This window comes from Neisseria animalis (assembly GCF_900636515.1).
GTDB lineage: Bacteria > Pseudomonadota > Gammaproteobacteria > Burkholderiales > Neisseriaceae > Neisseria > Neisseria animalis.
In genome coordinates this window covers 1626383-1644557 of sequence record NZ_LR134287.1, presented here as the reverse complement: position 1 = coordinate 1644557, position 18175 = coordinate 1626383, and the positions used below count along the sequence as shown (strand labels likewise).

Below are 18175 nucleotides of genomic sequence, written 5' to 3'. Positions count from 1 at the left end.
CTGTTTTGCTTTATTTTTTTGTGCCAGTCCGATATGCTTCCCCAAGCCGGAAAACAGTTGGAAGAAGACGGATTCTGTTTGGGCGCATGGCTAGGCAATAAAGCATTCTTGCAGTATGATAGCCGGACTGAAATGAAAAATTTTACAGCAGAATATTGTCGATTAAAGCCGGCCGCAGCGGCGCAGGCTTTTTTTCTACTGTTTTGCCGTGTATATGGATTTCGGGCGGTTTACAGGCCGTCTGGAAAAACGATGTCAGCTTTTTGAATTGGAGCCGATACCATGCTGACCCAAACCCAACAGGTCGATTTAACCCTTCAGCATTTGAAAAACCACACTTTGTCGGTTTACACGCCGGAGCAGCGTAAGAGCATTGAACAGTCGGAAGACTGGAAAGCGTTTGAAGGCCGTCTGCATACGCATTTTCCCAAACTGATGTACGAGTTGGACAATGTGTACGGCAGTAACGAGGCCGTGCTGCCGATGCTGGAGCAGTTGGTTTCCAATTCTTGGCACAGCTATGCCAAACGCGGTAAAGCATTGAAAGCGATTGATGCGGCGCGCGAGGCAGATCCCGATTGGATTCTGTCGCACAAGCAGGTTGGCGGCGTTTGCTATGTCGATTTGTTTGCCGGCGATTTGCAGGGGCTGAAAGCCAAAATCCCATATTTCCAAGAGTTGGGATTGACTTATCTGCACCTGATGCCCTTGTTTAAATGTCCTGAAGGTAAAAGCGACGGCGGTTATGCCGTGAGCAGCTATCGGGATGTCAATCCTGCATTGGGCACGATTGATGACTTGCGCGATGTCATCAAAGCCCTGCATGAGGCAGGCATTTCCACGGTGGTTGATTTTATTTTCAACCATACGTCAAACGAGCATGAGTGGGCTGTCGAATGCGCCGCCGGCAACCCGATGTACGACAACTTTTACTATATCTTCCCCGACCGTTGGATGCCCGACCAATACGACCGCACCTTGCGCGAGATTTTCCCCGACCAACACCCGGGCGGTTTTTCGCAACTTGAAGACGGACGCTGGGTATGGACGACTTTCAATTCCTTCCAATGGGACTTGAATTACAGCAATCCGTGGGTATTCAATGCCATGGCGGGGGAAATGATGTTCCTTGCCAATTTGGGTGTCGATATTCTGCGTATGGACGCGGTGGCATTTATCTGGAAACAGATGGGTACGACTTGCGAAAGCCTGCCGCAGGCGCACGCGCTGATTCGTGCGTTTAATGCCGTGATGCGGATTGCCGCGCCTGCCGTATTCTTCAAATCCGAAGCGATTGTCCACCCTGATGAAGTAGTGCAGTATATCGGGCAAAATGAGTGTCAAATCGGTTACAACCCCTTGCAAATGGCCTTGCTCTGGAATACGCTGGCCACGCGGGAAGTCAACCTGCTGCAACAAGCATTGACTTACCGTCACAACCTGCCCGAACATACTGCTTGGGTGAACTATGTCCGCAGCCACGATGATATTGGTTGGACGTTTGCCGATGAAGATGCCGCCCATTTCGGTATCCACGGCTACGGACACCGCCAATTCCTGAACCGTTTCTTTGTGAACCATTTCGACGGCAGTTTTGCGCGCGGCGTACCTTTCCAATTCAACCCGAATACAGGCGATTGCCGCGTAAGCGGTACGGCGGCAGCATTGGCCGGTTTGGCGCAAAACGATCCCCATGCCGTTGACCGAATCAAGCTGTTGTACAGTATCGCCTTGAGTACCGGCGGGTTGCCGTTGATTTACTTGAGTGACGAAGTCGGCACGCTCAATGATGACGATTGGTATAACGACCACAATAAAGCAGACGATAGCCGCTGGGCGCACCGGCCGCGTTACAATGAAACGCTGTACCGTCAGCGGCATGACGAATCCACTACGGCAGGGCAGATTTACCAAGGCTTGCGCCATATGATTCAGATTCGCCAGAGCAACAAGCGTTTTGACGGCGGCCGTCTGGTTACGTTCAACACCAACAACAAACATATTATCGGCTATATCCGCAATAATGCCTTGTTGGCGTTTGGCAACTTCAGCGAATTTGCCCAAACCATTTCCGCGCATACCCTGCAGGCCATGCCGGCACAAGTCAAAGATTTAATCAGCGGAGAAACCGTTAAATTAAATCAGGATTTGGTGTTGAAGCCGTATCAAGTGATGTGGTTGGAGATTGCCTAAACGCATCATTTCCCGGTATTTGCCGGCTCAGACTTTACTCGGATAAAGCGCGCGGCAAATATGGTCGGGCAATACTAAATGAAACAAGGCAGCAAAGCCACAGACAGTGCGGTTCGGCTGCTTATATCGAGTTAAATATAGTCGAATAAAATAAGAATGAGACAAGGCAGCGAAGCCGCAGACAGTACACATAGTACGGCAAGGCAAAGCAACGCTGTATCATTCTTATTTTAAATGACTATAAAACAATCGTACAGCTCTTGAAAAGGCCGTCTGTAAAATGGATAAATCATTTTGCAGACGGCCTTTTAAGTTGATTTTCTCAACCCATCACAGAATGCGGTAATGCGCTGTAAAAAGATTCGGCGGATTTGCTGTTTCATCAGCCGAAGCAAGCGTTCTCTGAGTAAGGTTTGGCAAGGTCGTATCTTCTGTGTTTTCAATGACGATACAACAGCAAACAGATTTTGAACCGAATGTTGAGGTATGAAATTTCTATTCTGCTTATATTGATTTAAACAGAATAACCGTACAGTTGTTGAAAAGGCCGTCTGCAAAATGGATAAAGCATTTTGCAGACGGCCTTTTAGGTTGATTTTCTCAACCCATCATGGAATACGGGTTACGCGCCGTAAACCGGATTTTTCTCACACAAAGCAGTTACCTGCTCGCGCACGCGCGCCAATACGGCTTCGTCTTCCGGCGCGGCCAGTACGTCGGCAACCAGATTGGCCAACACTCGGGCATCGGCTTCGTTGAAGCCGCGGGTGGTCATGGCGGCGGCACCGATGCGGATGCCGGAGGTAACAAACGGTTTTTCCGGATCGTTCGGAATCGCGTTTTTATTCACGGTGATGTGGGCGTTGCCCAAAGCGGCTTCGGCGGCTTTGCCGGTGATTTTCATCGGTTGCAGGTCAACCAGAAAAACGTGGCTTTCGGTGCGGCCGGATACGATGCGCAAACCGCGTTTCACCAACTCTTCCGCCATGGCGGCCGCGTTGATTTTCACCTGTTTGGCGTATTCTTTGAATTCGGGTTGCAAAGCCTCTTTAAAGGCAACGGCTTTGGCGGCGATGACGTGCATCAGCGGGCCGCCCTGCAGGCTTGGGAAAATGGCGGAATTCAGGGCTTTTTCGTGGGTATTGTCACGGCACAGAATCACGCCGCCGCGCGGGCCGCGCAGGGTTTTGTGGGTGGTGGTGGTGACGAAGTCGGCAAACGGCACGGGGTTCGGGTATTCGCCGCCGGCTACCAAACCGGCATAGTGCGCCATGTCGACAAACAGATATGCGCCCACTTTGTCGGCGATTTCGCGGAAGCGCGCCCAGTCGATTTCCAAGGCGTAGGCAGATGCGCCGGCGACAATCATTTTCGGCTTGTGTTCCAGCGCCAGACGTTCTACTTCGGCGTAATCCAGCACTTCGTTTTCGTCCAAGCCGTAGGTAACGGCGTTGTAGAGTTTGCCGGAAATGTTTACGGAAGCACCGTGGGTCAGGTGGCCGCCGTGTGCCAGACTCATGCCCAAGATGGTATCGCCCGGTTGCAATACGGAAGCGTAAACCGCTTGGTTGGCTTGTGAGCCGGAGTGCGGCTGTACGTTGGCGTATGCCGCGCCGAACAGTTGTTTCACGCGGTCGATGGCCAACTGCTCGGCCACATCAACGTGTTCGCAACCGCCGTAATAGCGTTTGGCAGGATAGCCTTCGGCGTATTTGTTGGTCAGTTGCGAGCCTTGGGCTTCCATAACGGCGCAGCTGACGTAGTTTTCAGAGGCAATCAGCTCGACATGGTCTTGCTGGCGTTTGACTTCGGCAGCCATCGCTGCGGCCAATTCGGGATCGTATTGTTCGATGGTAATGCTTTTTGAGAACATCTTGTTTCGTCCTTGGGTAAACGGAAAAATGGAAGTGTATAACCAGCCGATAATGTATCAAAACGGCTGAAATTGTCAACAATGTTATCCGTGGAAACGGATATGCGAAATAGATAAAGCCGTCTGCAAAATTGTCAGACGGCTTTTGAGAAGGTTAGCGGTGTTGCGGGCTGTACCGTTTTTCCAAGCGGGAGAAGAACCAGCCCAAGCAGGTAGTCATCAGCAGGTAAATCAGCGCGATGGTGTACAGCGGTTCCTCATAGACGGAGTAACGTCCGGAAATGGTTTTCTGAACATACAGCAGTTCGGCAACTGCGATGGTGGAAAGCAGGGAGCTGTCTTTCAGGAGCGTGATAAATTCGTTGGCAAGCGGAGGCAGCATACGGCGCAAAGCCTGCGGCAGAACCACATAACGCATGGCTTGGGGATAGCTCAGGCCGAGTGAACGGGCGGCTTCGAGCTGGCCTTTGTCGATAGACTGGATGCCGGCGCGGAAAATTTCGGTAATGTATGCACCGGCATTGACTGCCAGAGCAAGTACGCCGGCAATAATCGCACCGTATTCGCGGCGGAGTTCTACCGCAGCTTCCCCGCTGATAATCAGACCATCGGTAGGGTTGACCAATGCGGTAAACCATACGAAATACCAAATAATAATCTGTACGAACATCGGCGTACCGCGAAACAGTGTAACATACAGCGCCGAAATGCTGCGTAACACCCATGCCGCCGCGCGAACGGGCGCACTGCCTTTTTCAAAACTTACCAGCCGGGCCAGCGCGCCAAGCAAACCCAGTACCGTACCGCCCAAAGTAGCGGCGAGAGTCAGTCCCAGCGTTGTCAGCGCGCCGTAAAGGAACATCCAGCGGTATTCATAAATAATGTCGAAACGGAAATCCATAAGCCACTCTAAAAATATTGTGTGCCAAACGCAGGCGGAGGCAGAAAAACCGCCTCTGCGGGTATGCAGTGCATATTGCTGAAAATCAAACCGAGTATTTTACAATAAAAACCGCCGCTTGAACGTGCTTTCTTTAAGAAAGTGTAAAATTTAGCATTTGCAGACGGCTTTTCCCGTAAAAATATCGGTCGGATAAGGGTGTGTGAATGAAAAGGAGCAGGGCGTAAATTGACCCTGCCGGTAAAAAAGCGGATAATCCCGCTGATTTTTCCGAATATTTTTTCAGGCGGCAAAAGCAGTTATCTTGTCAGGCCGTCTGAAAATACAGTTGTTGCCCGTTGCCGGCACAGAGTGTTGCCGCAGGGATTGGCGCTTGGTCTTATTGCCCGAGCCGAACGACTGTATTGTTAATGAAACCAGCACATCATGAAAGCACCTGAACTCCTCCTTCCTGCCGGCGGTCTCGAACGTATGCGCGCCGCCTACGATTTCGGCGCCGATGCCGTATATGCCGGCAGCCCGCGCTATTCCCTGCGTGCGCGCAACAACGAATTTGCCAAGCTCGACGTATTGGCGCAGGGCATCAAAGAAGCGCACGAGCGCAATAAAAAATTCTTCCTCACCGTCAACACCCTGCCGCACAATTCCAAATTGAAAACCTTTGTTTCTGATATGGAACCGCTGATTGCGATGAAGCCCGACGCGCTGATTATGGCCGACCCCGGGCTGATTATGACCGTGCGCGAAAAATGGCCGGAAATGCCGATTCACCTTTCCGTACAGGCCAACACCACCAACTATTGGGGTGTGAAGTTTTGGGAAAAAGTCGGCGTAGAGCGCATTATTTTGTCGCGCGAGCTTTCTATGGAAGAAATCGCAGAAATCCGCCAAGAATGCCCCGATATCGAACTGGAAGTGTTTATCCACGGCGCATTGTGCATTGCCTATTCCGGCCGCTGCCTGCTTTCGGGCTACTTCAACCACCGCGACCCCAACCAAGGTACCTGCACCAATTCCTGCCGCTGGGATTACAAAGTGCACGATGCCGAAACAGACGATATGGGCGATGCCAAGCTGCTGCAGGGTTTCAATTTTGACAAAGCGCAGGAAGAGGCCAACCAAAACTTCGAAGGCATCAACGGCCAGCAACGCCACCCTGCCGCCAACAAAGTATTCCTGATTGAAGAGTCCAACCGTCCGGGCGAAATGATGCCGATTATGGAAGACGAACACGGCACCTACATCATGAATTCCAAAGACCTGCGCGGCATCGAAGTGGTGCACAAGCTGGCCGAAATCGGCGTGGACAGCCTGAAAGTCGAAGGCCGCACCAAATCACTGTATTACGTTGCCCGCGTTGCCCAGTCATACCGCAAAGCGATTGACGATGCCGTCGCCGGTCGCCCGTTTGATTACAGCCTGCTCGCCGAACTCGAAGGTTTGGCCAACCGCGGCTATACCAGCGGCTTCTTGGAACGCCACCAAACACAAGACTACCAAAACTACCTCAGCGGCCATTCGCTTGCCAAACAAAGCCAATACGTCGGCCACGTTACCGAAATCGATGCTGAAGGCTGGGCCACTGTGGAAGTGAAAAACCGCTTCGCCGTGGGCGATACGCTGGAAATCATCCACCCGGGCGGCAACGAAACCGTCAAATTGGCGCAAATGACCAAAAAAGGCGAGCCTGTCGATGTCGCGCCGGGCAACGGCATTCAGGTGAAAATCCCGAATATGGCCGGTAAGGAAAAAGCATTGCTGGCGCGGATTATGAATCCTTAAGCCGACATATGTATAGCTATTGAATGCGGAATGATACGGCTTTACCGGTTTGTTTCATTTTGTATTATCCAACTATAAAAAGCCGTCTGCAAAAGTATGGGAAACGGGTTTCCGCAACATATTTTGCAGACGGCCTTTTGGTGTGTATTGTTCGGACAGCAGATGGTTAATAGGGTTTGCTCCGCTTTTGTTGCGGTATGGAACCGGCATTGCGGAATACAGCGGTTTCCATTCGGTTTGATGACGTTGCTGAACCTTACCGAAAGGGGAGCTTGACCAAGCTACTTTATTTCATTGTTATCCGATATACACAGGTCAACTTGAGCAACTGACGCAAATTTCCGCCGCCCATGCGGGTGCCGGTCCGGCGAAATCGGCAAATTCGGCACGCTCGCGGTAGGGGTCGGCCAAACAACGGCGCAGGCGTTCGATTTCGCGGTAGTCTCCCGTTTTCGCCAAGGCAATGGCTTGTTCTGCCAGATGGTTTCGCAATACATACAGCGGGTTGGTGCGGTTCATGCGTTGGGCGCGTGCTTCTGCTTCGTTGTTTTCGGCGCGCAGACGGCGGCGATAGCGTCCCAGCCATAAGGCCAGTTGTTGTGGAATGCCGTCTGCAAATAAGGCGGATAATGCAGACGGCAAAGGGTCGCCGTGGGCATTGGAAAGCAGGCTCAGGTGGCGGAAAAACAGCGTGAAATCTGCCTGCTGCCCTTGCAGTGCGGCAAACAGGTCGGCAACAAGCTCTTCATCATCTGCTTGTTCGGCCAGCAGGCCGAGCTTCAGGCGCATGTGTTTTAGGTATGCCGTCTGAAAAACCGTTGGCCATTGTTCGATAAGGAGATTCAGCTCTGCTTCGGGGATTAATGTTTCAAAACATTGTGCCAAGGCTGCCATGTTCCAGTGGGCGATGTAGGGTTGGGCGTTGAAGGCGTAGCGGCCTTCGCGGTCGGAATGGTTGCAGATGTGGCGGCGGTCGTAGGCATCTAAAAAACCGAACGGGCCGTAGTCCAGAGTAAGCCCCAGAACGGACATATTATCGGTATTCATGACGCCGTGGCAGAAGCCGGTACATTGCCATGCGGCAACAGTTTGTGCGGTGCGGCGGCCGATTTGTTCCAAGAGCAGCAAATAGGGGTTGTCCGCTTCCGTACATTCGGGATAATGGTGTCGGATAACGAAATCCGCCAGCAGTTTTAATTCATCTTCACGCCCTGTGTAAAACAGGTATTCGAAATGACCGAAGCGGATAAAGCTGGGGGCGATGCGGGTCAGCACGGCTGCTGTTTCGACTTCTTCGCGATAAACAGGGTTATTGCTGCCGGTGAGCGCCAGCGCGCGCGTGGTCGGAATGCCCAAGCCGTGCATGGCTTCGCAACACAAGTATTCGCGTATGCTGGAGCGCAGTACCGCCCGCCCGTCGGCAAAGCGCGAGTACGGTGTTTTGCCCGCGCCTTTGAGCTGGATTTCCCACAGTTTTCCTTGTGAATCGGCGGCATCGCCCAGCAAGATTGCCCGCCCGTCGCCCAAGCGTGGAACATAAACGCCGAATTGGTGGCCGCTGTACACGGTGGCCAGCGGTTGCGGTGTGTAGTGTTCCGCACAGCCGGAAAGAGCGGCCAGATTTTCTGCTGATTGTAAGTCTGCCATTGGATTTGCAGACGGCCACAGTTCCGCCGCCAAGTCATGATTCAACGCAATCCAGTACGGTGAATCCAGCGGTTCGGGGGCAACGCTCGAATAAAAAGTGTTGGGCAGCTCGGCAAAGCGCGGCTGTCGGAAATTTAAAGTGTGCATGATGGTTTCCTTATCATTGTTGTATGGCTACAATAACACAAGGCGGGAAGAAAGTGCATAGGCAGAGATTGTGCCACAACGCGGTTGCCGTCTGTAAAACAGGGGCGGCATGATAAGATAGCTTGCTTTGCCGCCTGCCGCCATATGGTTGTTTGGCGGTATTATGGTTTATACTCACTATTTGGTTTTTTGTTATTTGCAGACGGCCTTATTCCCATGAGCATACTTTTTCAGCCCGAAGATTTTCATTCCCAAGATTCTGCCGAATTTCTCTACGCCTTGTGTGCGGCTTATCTCGAACATACCGAGCGCAATGGTGATGCGGAAATGTTGTCCCTCAATGACGAACAACATACGCTGACGGCTTATTGCTATCTCGACAGCCAAGTTCAGGAGGGCGGGTTTGTGCAACTGATTGCTTCGGGTTACGGCGAGTATATTTTCTACAATCCGGTGGCCGACAGCCTGCGCCGCTGGCGTATCAAGCCGACGCCGAAGATTCTGGACAAAGCCAAAGCCTTATATGCCCAACACGGCGAAGCAATCGAGCAAATGGCTGAAAATAATACGCCTTTGGACGATATTCGTGCAAAATTTGCTGATTTTGAAGAACTTGATGCTGAATATTATGAGGTGGCAGACGAGGACTTGGAAGCAGCCGCGGTTTATGTGCGGGCAAATTGGGAGAAGTTTGCCGAAATCGGCGGCTGATTTGGGTAGGGCGTGCCGGCCGCCTGAAAAATGAAACTTTTTCTTTTGTCGGAAAAATTGCCGGAAGGTATGTATGCAAAGTCTGCTGTTTGCGGCTTGGCGGCATTATTTATCGGTTTGTATGGCGTTTGCAAGATATAGTCGAATAAAATAAGAATGAGACAAGGCAGCGAAGCCGCAGACAGTACACATAGTACGGCAAGGCAAAGCAACGCAGTATCATTCTTATTTTAAAAGACTATAAAAGCCGTCTGCACATTGCATTCAAATGCAGTGTGCAGACGGCTTTTGCCATATCAGACAGTCGGCTTCGAGGGATTAGATACCTTGAGCCAGCATCGCATCGGCCACTTTGACGAAGCCGGCAATGTTCGCGCCGTTAACGTAGTTGACTTTATCGCCTTCTTTACCGTATTTCAGGCAAGACTCATGAATGGCTTTCATGATGTCAAACAAACGCGCATCTACTTCTTCGCGCGTCCAAGACAGGCGGATGGCGTTTTGGCTCATTTCCAAACCCGAAGTGGCCACACCGCCGGCGTTGGAGGCTTTGCCCGGGGCATACAGGATACCGGCTTTCAGGAATTGCTCTACCGCGCCCAGAGTGGACGGCATGTTTGCACCTTCCGCCACAACGAAACAGCCGTTGCCCAGCAGGGTTTTGGCATCGTTTTCGTCCAATTCGTTTTGGGTCGCGCAAGGCAGGGCGATGTCGCATTTCACACCCCACGGACGTTGGCCTTCGAAATATTGCAGACCTTGCTCTTTCGCATAAGTGGATACGCGCTCGCGGCGGACTTCTTTCAATTCGATCAGCGCGGCCAGTTGTGCTTCGGTCATGCCGCTGTCGGGGAACAATACGAAACCGTTGGAATCGGAAACGGTGAGGACTTTCGCGCCCAACTGAATGGCTTTTTCGCAAGCGTATTGCGCCACATTGCCCGAACCGGAAACTACTACGCGTTTGCCTTCAACTTTGTCGCCGCGGGTTTCCAGCATGGATTGTGCGAAGTAAACCGTACCGTAACCGGTTGCTTCCGGACGGATCAGGCTGCCGCCCCATGCCAAGCCCTTGCCGGTCAGCACGGAAGTAAATTCGTTGCGGATTTTTTTGTATTGGCCGTATAAGAAGCCGATTTCGCGTCCGCCCACGCCGATGTCGCCCGCCGGTACGTCGGTATCGGGGCCGATGTGGCGGTACAGTTCGGTCATAAAGGCTTGGCAGAAACGCATCACTTCCGCATCGGATTTGCCTTTGGGGTCGAAGTCGGAACCGCCTTTGCCACCGCCCATCGGCAGCGTGGTCAAAGCATTTTTGAATACTTGCTCGAAGGCCAGAAATTTCAACACGCCCAAATCAACGGTGGGGTGGAAGCGCAAGCCGCCTTTGTAGGGGCCGATGGCTGAGTTCATTTGGATACGGTAGCCGCGGTTGACTTGTACTTGGCCTTTGTCGTCCACCCAAGTAACACGGAACATGATGACGCGCTCAGGCTCTACGATGCGCTCCAGCAGGCTTTGCTGGGTGTATTTGGGATTTTTCGCCAAAAACGGATCCAAACTCATGAATACTTCTTCCACCGCTTGGTGGAATGGCTCTTGGTTGGGGTTTTTCTGTTTCAGATTGGCAAACAAGGTATTCAAATTGCTCATTTGAATTCTCCGAAGGTTGAAGTGGATAGGAAAAAATAGTTTTGTCAGGGCGGAATATACGCCTGTTTTTTTTTCATCACAAGGGTAATTTTTGTAAAATTGTTGACATTCTGAAATTTGTATTTTTTATTTTTAATATTTATTATTATTTTTAAATTAAATATTGGATTTAAAGTTTATTTTTTAATTATTTATTGATATAAAATTTTTAAATATAATTTGTAAAAAATTGTTATTTTTGATTTAAGCCAAATAATTGCAACGGGATAATGTCAACAATCTGCCTTGAGGCGAGGCTGTTGTTTTGCAGACGGCATAATGCTGCCGCAAGAAGTGGCAAACAGTAGCTGCGGGGCTGAAATGCCGTCTGCAAAATATGTTATCATTCAAGTTGTTTAATCATTATTTTGCAGACGGCATTCGTCTGAATTTCCCCCCGTAAAATGCAAGTGCGAACCCAAACGCTGGAACAGCAATGCCTGCAAGTGCGAAACTTGCGGGCATTTTCGCTTGCACCGTGCGCGGCGTTGGCCGGTAAGGCTGTTTGGTGATGAGGCGTACGGTTGCGGGGCAATCCTGAAAAAGAGAGCATTATGAGCAATACGAAAGTGGTGCTGCCGCTGACGCAAAAACAAATGGCCACGCTGCTGGCAATGCTGGTGGCACTGATGCCGTTTTCCATTGATACGTATCTTCCTGCCATGCCGCAGATGGCGGGCGATCTCGGTTCGAATATCCACCGTATCGAACAAAGCCTGAGTATGTTTTTATTCGGCGTGGCCGTCGGGCAGGTTGCCGGCGGTGCGGTTTCGGACATTAAAGGGCGCAAGCCGGTTGCACTGGTGGGTTTGGTGGTGCACGCGGTCAGCCTGTTCGGGTTGACATTGGTTACGACTGCCGACCAGTTGCTGCTGCTGCGCGCGTTGCAGGCATTCGGCGCCGGTATGACGGTGGTGGTGGTTGGTGCGACAGTGCGCGATTACTATGAAGGACGGCAGGCGGCGCAGATGTTTGCGCTCATCGGTATTATTTTGATGATTGTGCCGCTGATGGCGCCGATGGTCGGGTCGCTGCTGCTGGCTTTGGGCGGTTGGCGGGCGATTTTCGGTTTTTTGCTGGTTTATACGCTGTTGCTGCTGGCGTTGGTGGCCCGTTTTCTGCCCAAACCGCTGAAAACCGAAAAAATCGGTGCGGATATTTTTGCTGTGGTGGCAGGGCGGTTTAAGCGGGTATTGCGGACGCGCGCGGCGATGGGTTATCTGTTTTTCCAAGCATTCAGCTTTGCCTCGATGTTTGCTTTCCTGACCGAATCATCATTTGTTTACATGAACCTTTATGATGTGTCGCCACACGGTTATGCGTGGATATTTGCGCTGAACATCATCACGATGGCAACTTTTAACCGCATCACGGCGTGGCGGCTGAAAAGCGGCTCGCATCCGCAGAGTATTCTGCGTTGGGGCATTATCGTGCAGTTTGCCGCCAATGCCTTGATGGTGCTGCAAGTATTGCTGCTCGAGCTGCCGCCGCTATGGGCGCTGGTGGCGTGTGTGATGCTTTCTGTGGGCACGCAGGGCTTGGTATCGGCCAATACACAGGCGTGTTTCATGAGTTATTTCAAGCAGGAAAGCGGCAGCGCGAATGCGGTGTTGGGCGTATGCCAGTCCGTTATCGCTGCCAGCATGGGGCTGCTGACGACTTGGCTGCACAACGGCTCTGCACTGGTTATGGCGGGCATGATGCTGACGGCAACCGTATGCGGTATCGTCTTGTTGTGGGTTTGCTCGCATCAGGCATGGATTGAAAATGATAAAAACAAAGCCATGTTTTGAATAAAAATTAAGCGGAAAATGCCTGATTGATACAAAATGCCGAAATATAAGAATTTCGGGAAATTTTTCCTTGATAAGCCGTCTGAGCAGCTTTCAGACGGCATTTTTAATGCTAAAATCCCGTTTATTCCAATTTATAGTGACAGCAGGAAGCCGCCATGTCGATTGACGAGCAATTAAAACCCCACCGCGATGCGATTGATGAAATCGATGCCACCGTGTTACAGCTGCTGAACCAACGTGCCGCCCATGCACATGCCATCGGCGAATTGAAAGGCACGGGGGCAGTGTACCGCCCCGAGCGTGAAGCCGCAGTATTGCGCCGTATTCAGAACCTGAACAAAGGTCCGCTGCCGAATGAGTCCGTAGCAAGGCTTTTCAGGGAAGTGATGAGCGAATGTTTGGCGGTGGAGCGTCCGCTGACCATTGCTTATTTGGGGCCGCAAGGTACGTTTACTCAACAGGCAGCCATCAAACATTTCGGCCATGCGGCTTATACCCGCGCCTGTATGACGGTGGACGACTGCTTCAAACAGGTTGAAACCCGACAAGCCGATTATCTGGTTGCGCCATTGGAAAACTCTACTGAAGGCTCAATCGGCCGAACCTTGGATTTGCTGGCTGTTTCCGCATTGAAAGCCTGCGGCGAAGTGGTGGTGCGGATACACCATAATTTAATGCGGAAAGACAGCAGTGAAATCAACGGTGTAACCAAAGTATTCGCCCACGCGCAAGCATTGGCGCAATGCAATGACTGGCTCGGACGCAATCTGCCGCAGGCCGAGCGCATTCCGGTATCCAGCAACGCCGAGGCCGCGCGTTTGGTTGCAGAATCCGATGATACGACCACCGCAGCCATTGCCGCCGTAACCGCAGCCGAAATCTACGGCCTGACCATCGCCGCCCAATGTATCGAAGACGAGCCGAACAATACTACGCGTTTTATTGTACTCGGCCATCAGGATACACAGCCCAGCGGCAGCGATAAAACTTCCCTTGTCGTCTCCACTCCAAACCGTGCCGGTGCCATGATGGGGCTGCTGCAAACCTTTACCGATGCCGGCATTTCGATGACCAAAATAGAAAGCCGCCCGAGCAAATCGGCATTGTGGGAATATTTGTTTTTTATCGACATCGAAGGCCATCAGCTTGACAGTAAGGTTGAAGCGGCATTGAAGCAGTTGGGTGAACGTGCTTCGTTTGTGAAAGTAATCGGTTCGTATCCGACCGTAGTGTTGTAAAGTTTGGCTCAAACAACACAAAGGCCGTCTGCAAAACAGCGATTTTGCAGACGGCCTTTTTACCGGCAAGAAAGGCGGACAAAGTTTTCCGCCGATAGATAAATGGCTGTGAAATCGGGCGGACAGGTCGCAGTCTGTACAGATACTGTCATGTGGTGCGGAATGTACGGCCTTGCTTTGCCTTGTTTCAAGAGAATTTGGCTGAACTGCCGAAGTCGCAGGCTGACGTATCATACTGCCTGCCGTTTTGTTTGATTCTGTATCATGCGGCGGCCTCAGAAAAAGCAAAGCCGTATCATGAATAAGGCAGGGCAAGTCGGATAAAGCAAGGTTTCTGTTTGAGCAAAATGCCGTCTGCAAAGGGCTTGTGTTAAAATCAACCTTCTTTTCAGACGGCTTTTTTATTGGTTATGTTGAATCCGCAACGCAAATTGGTCGAACTGGTCCGCATTTTGGAAGAGAGCGGTCATGTTTTTCCTGCCGATCCCGAGCAGGTTACCGAGTCTCTGCGCCCTGTTGAGGGCGGTTTTGAGCAGAAACTTATCCGCCGTGCCGAGATGGTGGACCGCAATCATTTGCTGAAACACAGTTTGGAACAGGCGCGGGCGGGGTCGTTTTGGCTGTGGGTAGTGGCGGCTTCGCTGATGTTTACAACCGGTTTCTCCGCAACTTATTTGTTGATGGACAGCCAAGGTCTGAATTTTTTCCTGATTTTGGCAAGCGTATTGGGCATGAATACGCTGATGATGGCGGTGTGGTTGCTGTCTGTCGGTTTGCGCCTGAAACCGGGGCGTTGGGCGGTGAGCCCGGCGACTTGGCTGCGCGGCAAGGATTCGGTCAATCAGGCTTTGTTGCGGCTGTTTGCCGAGGAATGGCGCAGGCCGTCTGCACGTTGGCTGCTGGGTACGACAACCCACGGCCTTTGGCTGGCAACCTTATCGGGAATGCTGGTGTCGGTATTGCTGTTGTTGCTGGTGCGGCAATATACGTTCAACTGGGAAAGTACGCTGTTGAGCAATGAGGCTTCGGTACAGGCAGTGGCGTGGTTGTCGTGGCTGCCGGCCAAGTTGGGTTTTCCTGTTCCGGATTCGGCGGCGGTATTGCAAGGGCGGTTGGGCAGTAATGTTGCCGATGCGCGCGCGTGGTCGGGTCTGCTCATCGGCAGTATGCTGGCATACGGTATTTTGCCGCGTTTGGCCGCATGGTTGGTGTGCAAGGTGTTGTTTAAGGCGGCGGAAGCGGAGCTGCCGTTGGAGAAGCCGTATTATCAGAATATTATCCGCCGCTGGCAGGTAAAAGTGGTGGACGCGGATACGCAGCAGGAAAAAGTAGAAGCGGTTTCGCCAAAAATCTATTTGAGCGATGCGCCGAAGTGGGCGGTGATGCTGGAAACGGAGTGGCCGGATAAGGATTGGTTCGGACATACTTTGGGGCAGGAATGGGCAGACGGCGGTGTGTTGGCGGACAGGAATGCTGAAGCGGAATGGTTGGCGCGCTTGTCGGCGCAACCGATGCAGTTGCTTGTCGGCGTGCGGATGCGGCAGGTGCCGGATCGCGGTATGTTGAGGCAGATAGTGCGTTTGGCGGAAGCTGCACAAGGCGGTATTGTGGTGCAACTGCTGGCGGAGGCGGAGCATTCGGACGGTATCGGGGAAAGATTGGTGCAATGGCAGCAGGCGTTAAGCGAACGTGGGGTTGCTTGGCTTGCGCCGCCGAAATTGGCGCAGGAAATGCGTTTGAGGCATACGGATTCGGATAATGTCTGAAAAAGCCGTCTGCAAAATATACAGACGGCATAATGGGCAGCAAGCATAACCAAGACATCATTTGCAGCCATTTGAAATCAAGAAAGAGAAGCTGTATTGCGGTTTGCGTTTCGTTTTGCGCCGTATGATTTGGGTATGGGCAACGGTGTTTTGCCGATGTGCAACCTGCAGCGGATACGGATAACTTCATTTCATTAAGGATAGCAGCTTCAAATCGGCAGTGTATGGGCATAAATGTGTTGACCCTATGCTGCTTTAACTGTGTGGATAAACATGAATACAGCCAAACCTTTATCTCTCGCCGTAGTCGGCCACACCAATACGGGTAAAACGTCTTTATTGAGAACATTGTTGCGGGACGGCGCATTCGGCGAAGTAAAAAATGCTCCTGCAACCACGCGCCATGTAGAAGAAGCAGCGGTTTCGGATGGGGGCGAAACATTGGTGCGCCTGTATGATACCCCCGGATTGGAAGATGCCGGTGGGGTTTTAGACTGGCTGGAAACGAATACTTCGGCGCGTGAAGACGGTATCGAGCGGCTGCACCGTTTTTTAGACAGTGAAGAGGCTGCATCAGATTTCAATCAGGAGGCCAAAGTCTTGCGCCAACTTATGCAGAGCGATATGGCACTGTATGTGGTGGACGCAAGGGAGCCTGTGTTGGCAAAATACAAAGACGAATTAACCGTATTGTCTTGGTGCGCCAAGCCGGTGATGCCCGTGTTTAACTTTACCGGCGGGCAGGACTTGGGCGCATGGGCGGAAATGCTGGCCAGAAGAACATTGCACGTTTACAGCTCATTCGATACCGTTGCCTTTGATTTTGAAGGCGAAATCAGGTTGTGGGACAATCTGGCCACAATGCTGCCAAGCCGTATGCCCTTAGACAGGCTGATTGATATGCGCCGCCGAGAATGGCAAATGCTGGATAAAGAAGCGCGTTATGAAATTGCCGACTTTTTGTTGGACATAGCCGCTTACCGGCAGGAAATCGATGCCGATGATTCTCCGGAGCCCGTATTGCAAACCATGCAAACAGAGGTACGCCAGCTTGAACGGCAGCTTCAGCGGAAACTGCTGCAACTGTACCGCTTCTACCACAGCGAGATCGGCAGCAACGATTGGGTGCTGCAACCGTTTGAACAAGATCCGTTCGACAGTGATTTATTACTGCAATACGGTATCCGCACGGGCAAAGGCGCAACCGCCGGCGCATTAATCGGCATGGGCTTGGACATCGTTACATTGGGCGGTTCGCTCGGATTGGGTACGGCAATCGGGGGATTGCTCGGAGGCGTATTGCCGAATATGCAGGATATTTCCGATAAAATCAGCGGCAGGCAAACTCTCCATATCGGCGCAGAAACTCTTACATTGCTTGCTGCCCGCGCATTGGAATTGCTCTCCGTCCTCCAAACGCGCGGCCATGCGGCACAAGCGCGTATGGACATCGGTAGCGGAAAAGCCCCGTGGAAGGCGGATAAATTGCCGTCTGAAATCAACAAAGCGCGCAATCGCGAGCAATGGTCTTCACTCAATACCCAATCGCCGGAAAGCAGCCGTAAAGCACGGAATGAGGCAGCCGACAGCTTGGCAGTCCGAATCTCAAACAATATATGATTTTAAAAGGAAAACAAATCGGTTATTTTTAATCGAATTTAATCAATAAAGAATGTAAAACGAAATAAAATATATGGTTTGTTGCTTTTTTTGATACAAATCATAACTTTTTTGAAACGGCCTGTTGACGTAAAAGTTAAAAAAGTGCACAATACAACCATTGAGTTGCACCAAGCAGCTTGATTTTTTCTCCTCTATTTCTCCTTTGTAGACTTGGCGCATATCCGAAACGATATGCGCGTTTTTTTCGTTTTTGAACGGCCGTCTGCAAAAGCCGTCTGTAAATCAACCCATACTGTAAAGAGAACTTGTATAGTCTTTTAAAATAAGAATGATACAGCGTTGCTTTGCCTTGCCGTACTATGTGTACTGTCTGCGGCTTCGCTGCCTTGTCTCATTCTCATTTTATTCGACTATATGTCGGAGAAGTCTCACGGTAATGCGTTCGATAACCTTTTTAAAGCCAAAACAGTGATGCTGAAATTCGATTACATAATTAAAATGTGTAAATGGAGAAATTAAGAAATTTTATAAGAAAAGCCTTGCTGTGCCGACTGAATTTAGGCATAATTCGCTCCGTTAGCTGGTTCGAGTAGTCAGTTAATAGTTTCTCCTCTATTTCTCCTTTGTAGACTTGGCACACATTCTTTCGAATGTGTGCATTTTTTTGCTTTTTCGATATGTTTTTTCATGAATGAAAATGATTGGAAAAAGCAGGGCAGGTAGGCAGGAAATTGAAGAAAACGGCTTTTCCGGTTGGAGCCGGTTTGCTGAATCGATGGGGTTGAGGCCGTCTGCAAAACGGGTTG

The 18175-nt window shown here is 51.2% G+C and carries 11 protein-coding genes; 7 read left to right on the top strand and 4 right to left on the bottom strand.

Features of this window, described 5'->3' with window-relative positions; genetic code table 11:
* The first annotated feature begins 282 nt into the window (after window positions 1-282).
* Entirely contained in the window at window positions 283-2193 is a 1911-nt protein-coding gene (locus EL111_RS07625; protein WP_123794505.1) for an alpha-amylase family protein, read from the top strand.
* Between the two features lie 622 nt (window positions 2194-2815).
* On the opposite strand, the gene glyA is transcribed toward EL111_RS07625, so the two are convergent.
* Window positions 2816-4066 carry a serine hydroxymethyltransferase gene (gene glyA, locus EL111_RS07620; RefSeq protein WP_123794504.1) on the bottom strand — a complete coding sequence of 417 codons (1251 nt, stop codon included), beginning with the start codon at window positions 4064-4066 and terminating at the stop codon, window positions 2816-2818.
* 154 nt (window positions 4067-4220) lie between these two features.
* On the bottom strand, window positions 4221-4967 hold the full coding sequence (locus EL111_RS07615) for an amino acid ABC transporter permease (RefSeq protein WP_123794503.1): 747 nt from the start codon (window positions 4965-4967) through the stop codon (window positions 4221-4223).
* A gap of 426 nt (window positions 4968-5393) precedes the next feature.
* Between EL111_RS07615 and trhP the strand changes: the two genes are divergently transcribed.
* Entirely contained in the window at window positions 5394-6749 is a 1356-nt protein-coding gene (gene trhP, locus EL111_RS07610) for a prephenate-dependent tRNA uridine(34) hydroxylase TrhP (protein WP_123794502.1), read from the top strand.
* A gap of 315 nt (window positions 6750-7064) precedes the next feature.
* Here trhP and EL111_RS07605 read toward each other — a convergent pair whose 3' ends face one another.
* Window positions 7065-8543, bottom strand: coding sequence for a protein adenylyltransferase SelO (locus EL111_RS07605; protein ID WP_123794501.1), 1479 nt, complete (start codon window positions 8541-8543; stop codon window positions 7065-7067).
* Window positions 8544-8759: 216 nt separating this feature from the next.
* On the opposite strand from EL111_RS07605, the gene EL111_RS07600 reads away from it, so the two are divergent.
* Window positions 8760-9254 (top strand): DMP19 family protein, encoded by a 495-nt coding sequence (locus tag EL111_RS07600; protein ID WP_123794500.1) that lies wholly within the window; start codon window positions 8760-8762, stop codon window positions 9252-9254.
* Window positions 9255-9572: 318 nt separating this feature from the next.
* On the opposite strand, the gene gdhA is transcribed toward EL111_RS07600, so the two are convergent.
* Window positions 9573-10907: an NADP-specific glutamate dehydrogenase gene (gene gdhA, locus EL111_RS07595; RefSeq protein ID WP_123794499.1), complete on the bottom strand. Its 1335-nt coding sequence runs from the start codon at window positions 10905-10907 to the stop codon at window positions 9573-9575.
* 593 nt (window positions 10908-11500) lie between these two features.
* Here gdhA and EL111_RS07585 point away from each other — a divergent pair.
* From EL111_RS07585 to EL111_RS07570, 4 genes are all read left to right on the top strand, one after another.
* Window positions 11501-12739 (top strand): multidrug effflux MFS transporter, encoded by a 1239-nt coding sequence (locus EL111_RS07585; RefSeq protein WP_231998372.1) that lies wholly within the window; start codon window positions 11501-11503, stop codon window positions 12737-12739.
* A 158-nt stretch (window positions 12740-12897) separates the two neighbouring features.
* Window positions 12898-13980: a prephenate dehydratase gene (gene pheA, locus EL111_RS07580; RefSeq protein ID WP_123794498.1), complete on the top strand. Its 1083-nt coding sequence runs from the start codon at window positions 12898-12900 to the stop codon at window positions 13978-13980.
* Window positions 13981-14390: 410 nt separating this feature from the next.
* The gene (locus EL111_RS07575; RefSeq protein WP_123794497.1) at window positions 14391-15746 is read left to right on the top strand and encodes a DUF2868 domain-containing protein; all 1356 of its coding nucleotides are present in this window, start codon (window positions 14391-14393) and stop codon (window positions 15744-15746) included.
* Window positions 15747-16019: 273 nt separating this feature from the next.
* Window positions 16020-17366 carry a GTPase/DUF3482 domain-containing protein gene (locus EL111_RS07570; RefSeq protein WP_123794496.1) on the top strand — a complete coding sequence of 449 codons (1347 nt, stop codon included), beginning with the start codon at window positions 16020-16022 and terminating at the stop codon, window positions 17364-17366.
* The last annotated feature ends 809 nt before the right edge of the window (window positions 17367-18175 follow it).

Excerpts from the sequence above, each read along its gene's own strand:
- EL111_RS07625 (WP_123794505.1), top strand. The coding sequence starts at position 283 with ATGCTGACCCAAACCCAACAGGTCGATTTAACCCTTCAGCATTTGAAA.
- glyA (WP_123794504.1), bottom strand. The coding sequence starts at position 4,066 with ATGTTCTCAAAAAGCATTACCATCGAACAATACGATCCCGAATTGGCC.
- EL111_RS07615 (WP_123794503.1), bottom strand. The coding sequence starts at position 4,967 with ATGGATTTCCGTTTCGACATTATTTATGAATACCGCTGGATGTTCCTT.
- trhP (WP_123794502.1), top strand. The coding sequence starts at position 5,394 with ATGAAAGCACCTGAACTCCTCCTTCCTGCCGGCGGTCTCGAACGTATG.
- EL111_RS07605 (WP_123794501.1), bottom strand. The coding sequence starts at position 8,543 with ATGCACACTTTAAATTTCCGACAGCCGCGCTTTGCCGAGCTGCCCAAC.
- EL111_RS07600 (WP_123794500.1), top strand. The coding sequence starts at position 8,760 with ATGAGCATACTTTTTCAGCCCGAAGATTTTCATTCCCAAGATTCTGCC.
- gdhA (WP_123794499.1), bottom strand. The coding sequence starts at position 10,907 with ATGAGCAATTTGAATACCTTGTTTGCCAATCTGAAACAGAAAAACCCC.
- EL111_RS07585 (WP_231998372.1), top strand. The coding sequence starts at position 11,501 with ATGAGCAATACGAAAGTGGTGCTGCCGCTGACGCAAAAACAAATGGCC.
- pheA (WP_123794498.1), top strand. The coding sequence starts at position 12,898 with ATGTCGATTGACGAGCAATTAAAACCCCACCGCGATGCGATTGATGAA.
- EL111_RS07575 (WP_123794497.1), top strand. The coding sequence starts at position 14,391 with ATGTTGAATCCGCAACGCAAATTGGTCGAACTGGTCCGCATTTTGGAA.
- EL111_RS07570 (WP_123794496.1), top strand. The coding sequence starts at position 16,020 with ATGAATACAGCCAAACCTTTATCTCTCGCCGTAGTCGGCCACACCAAT.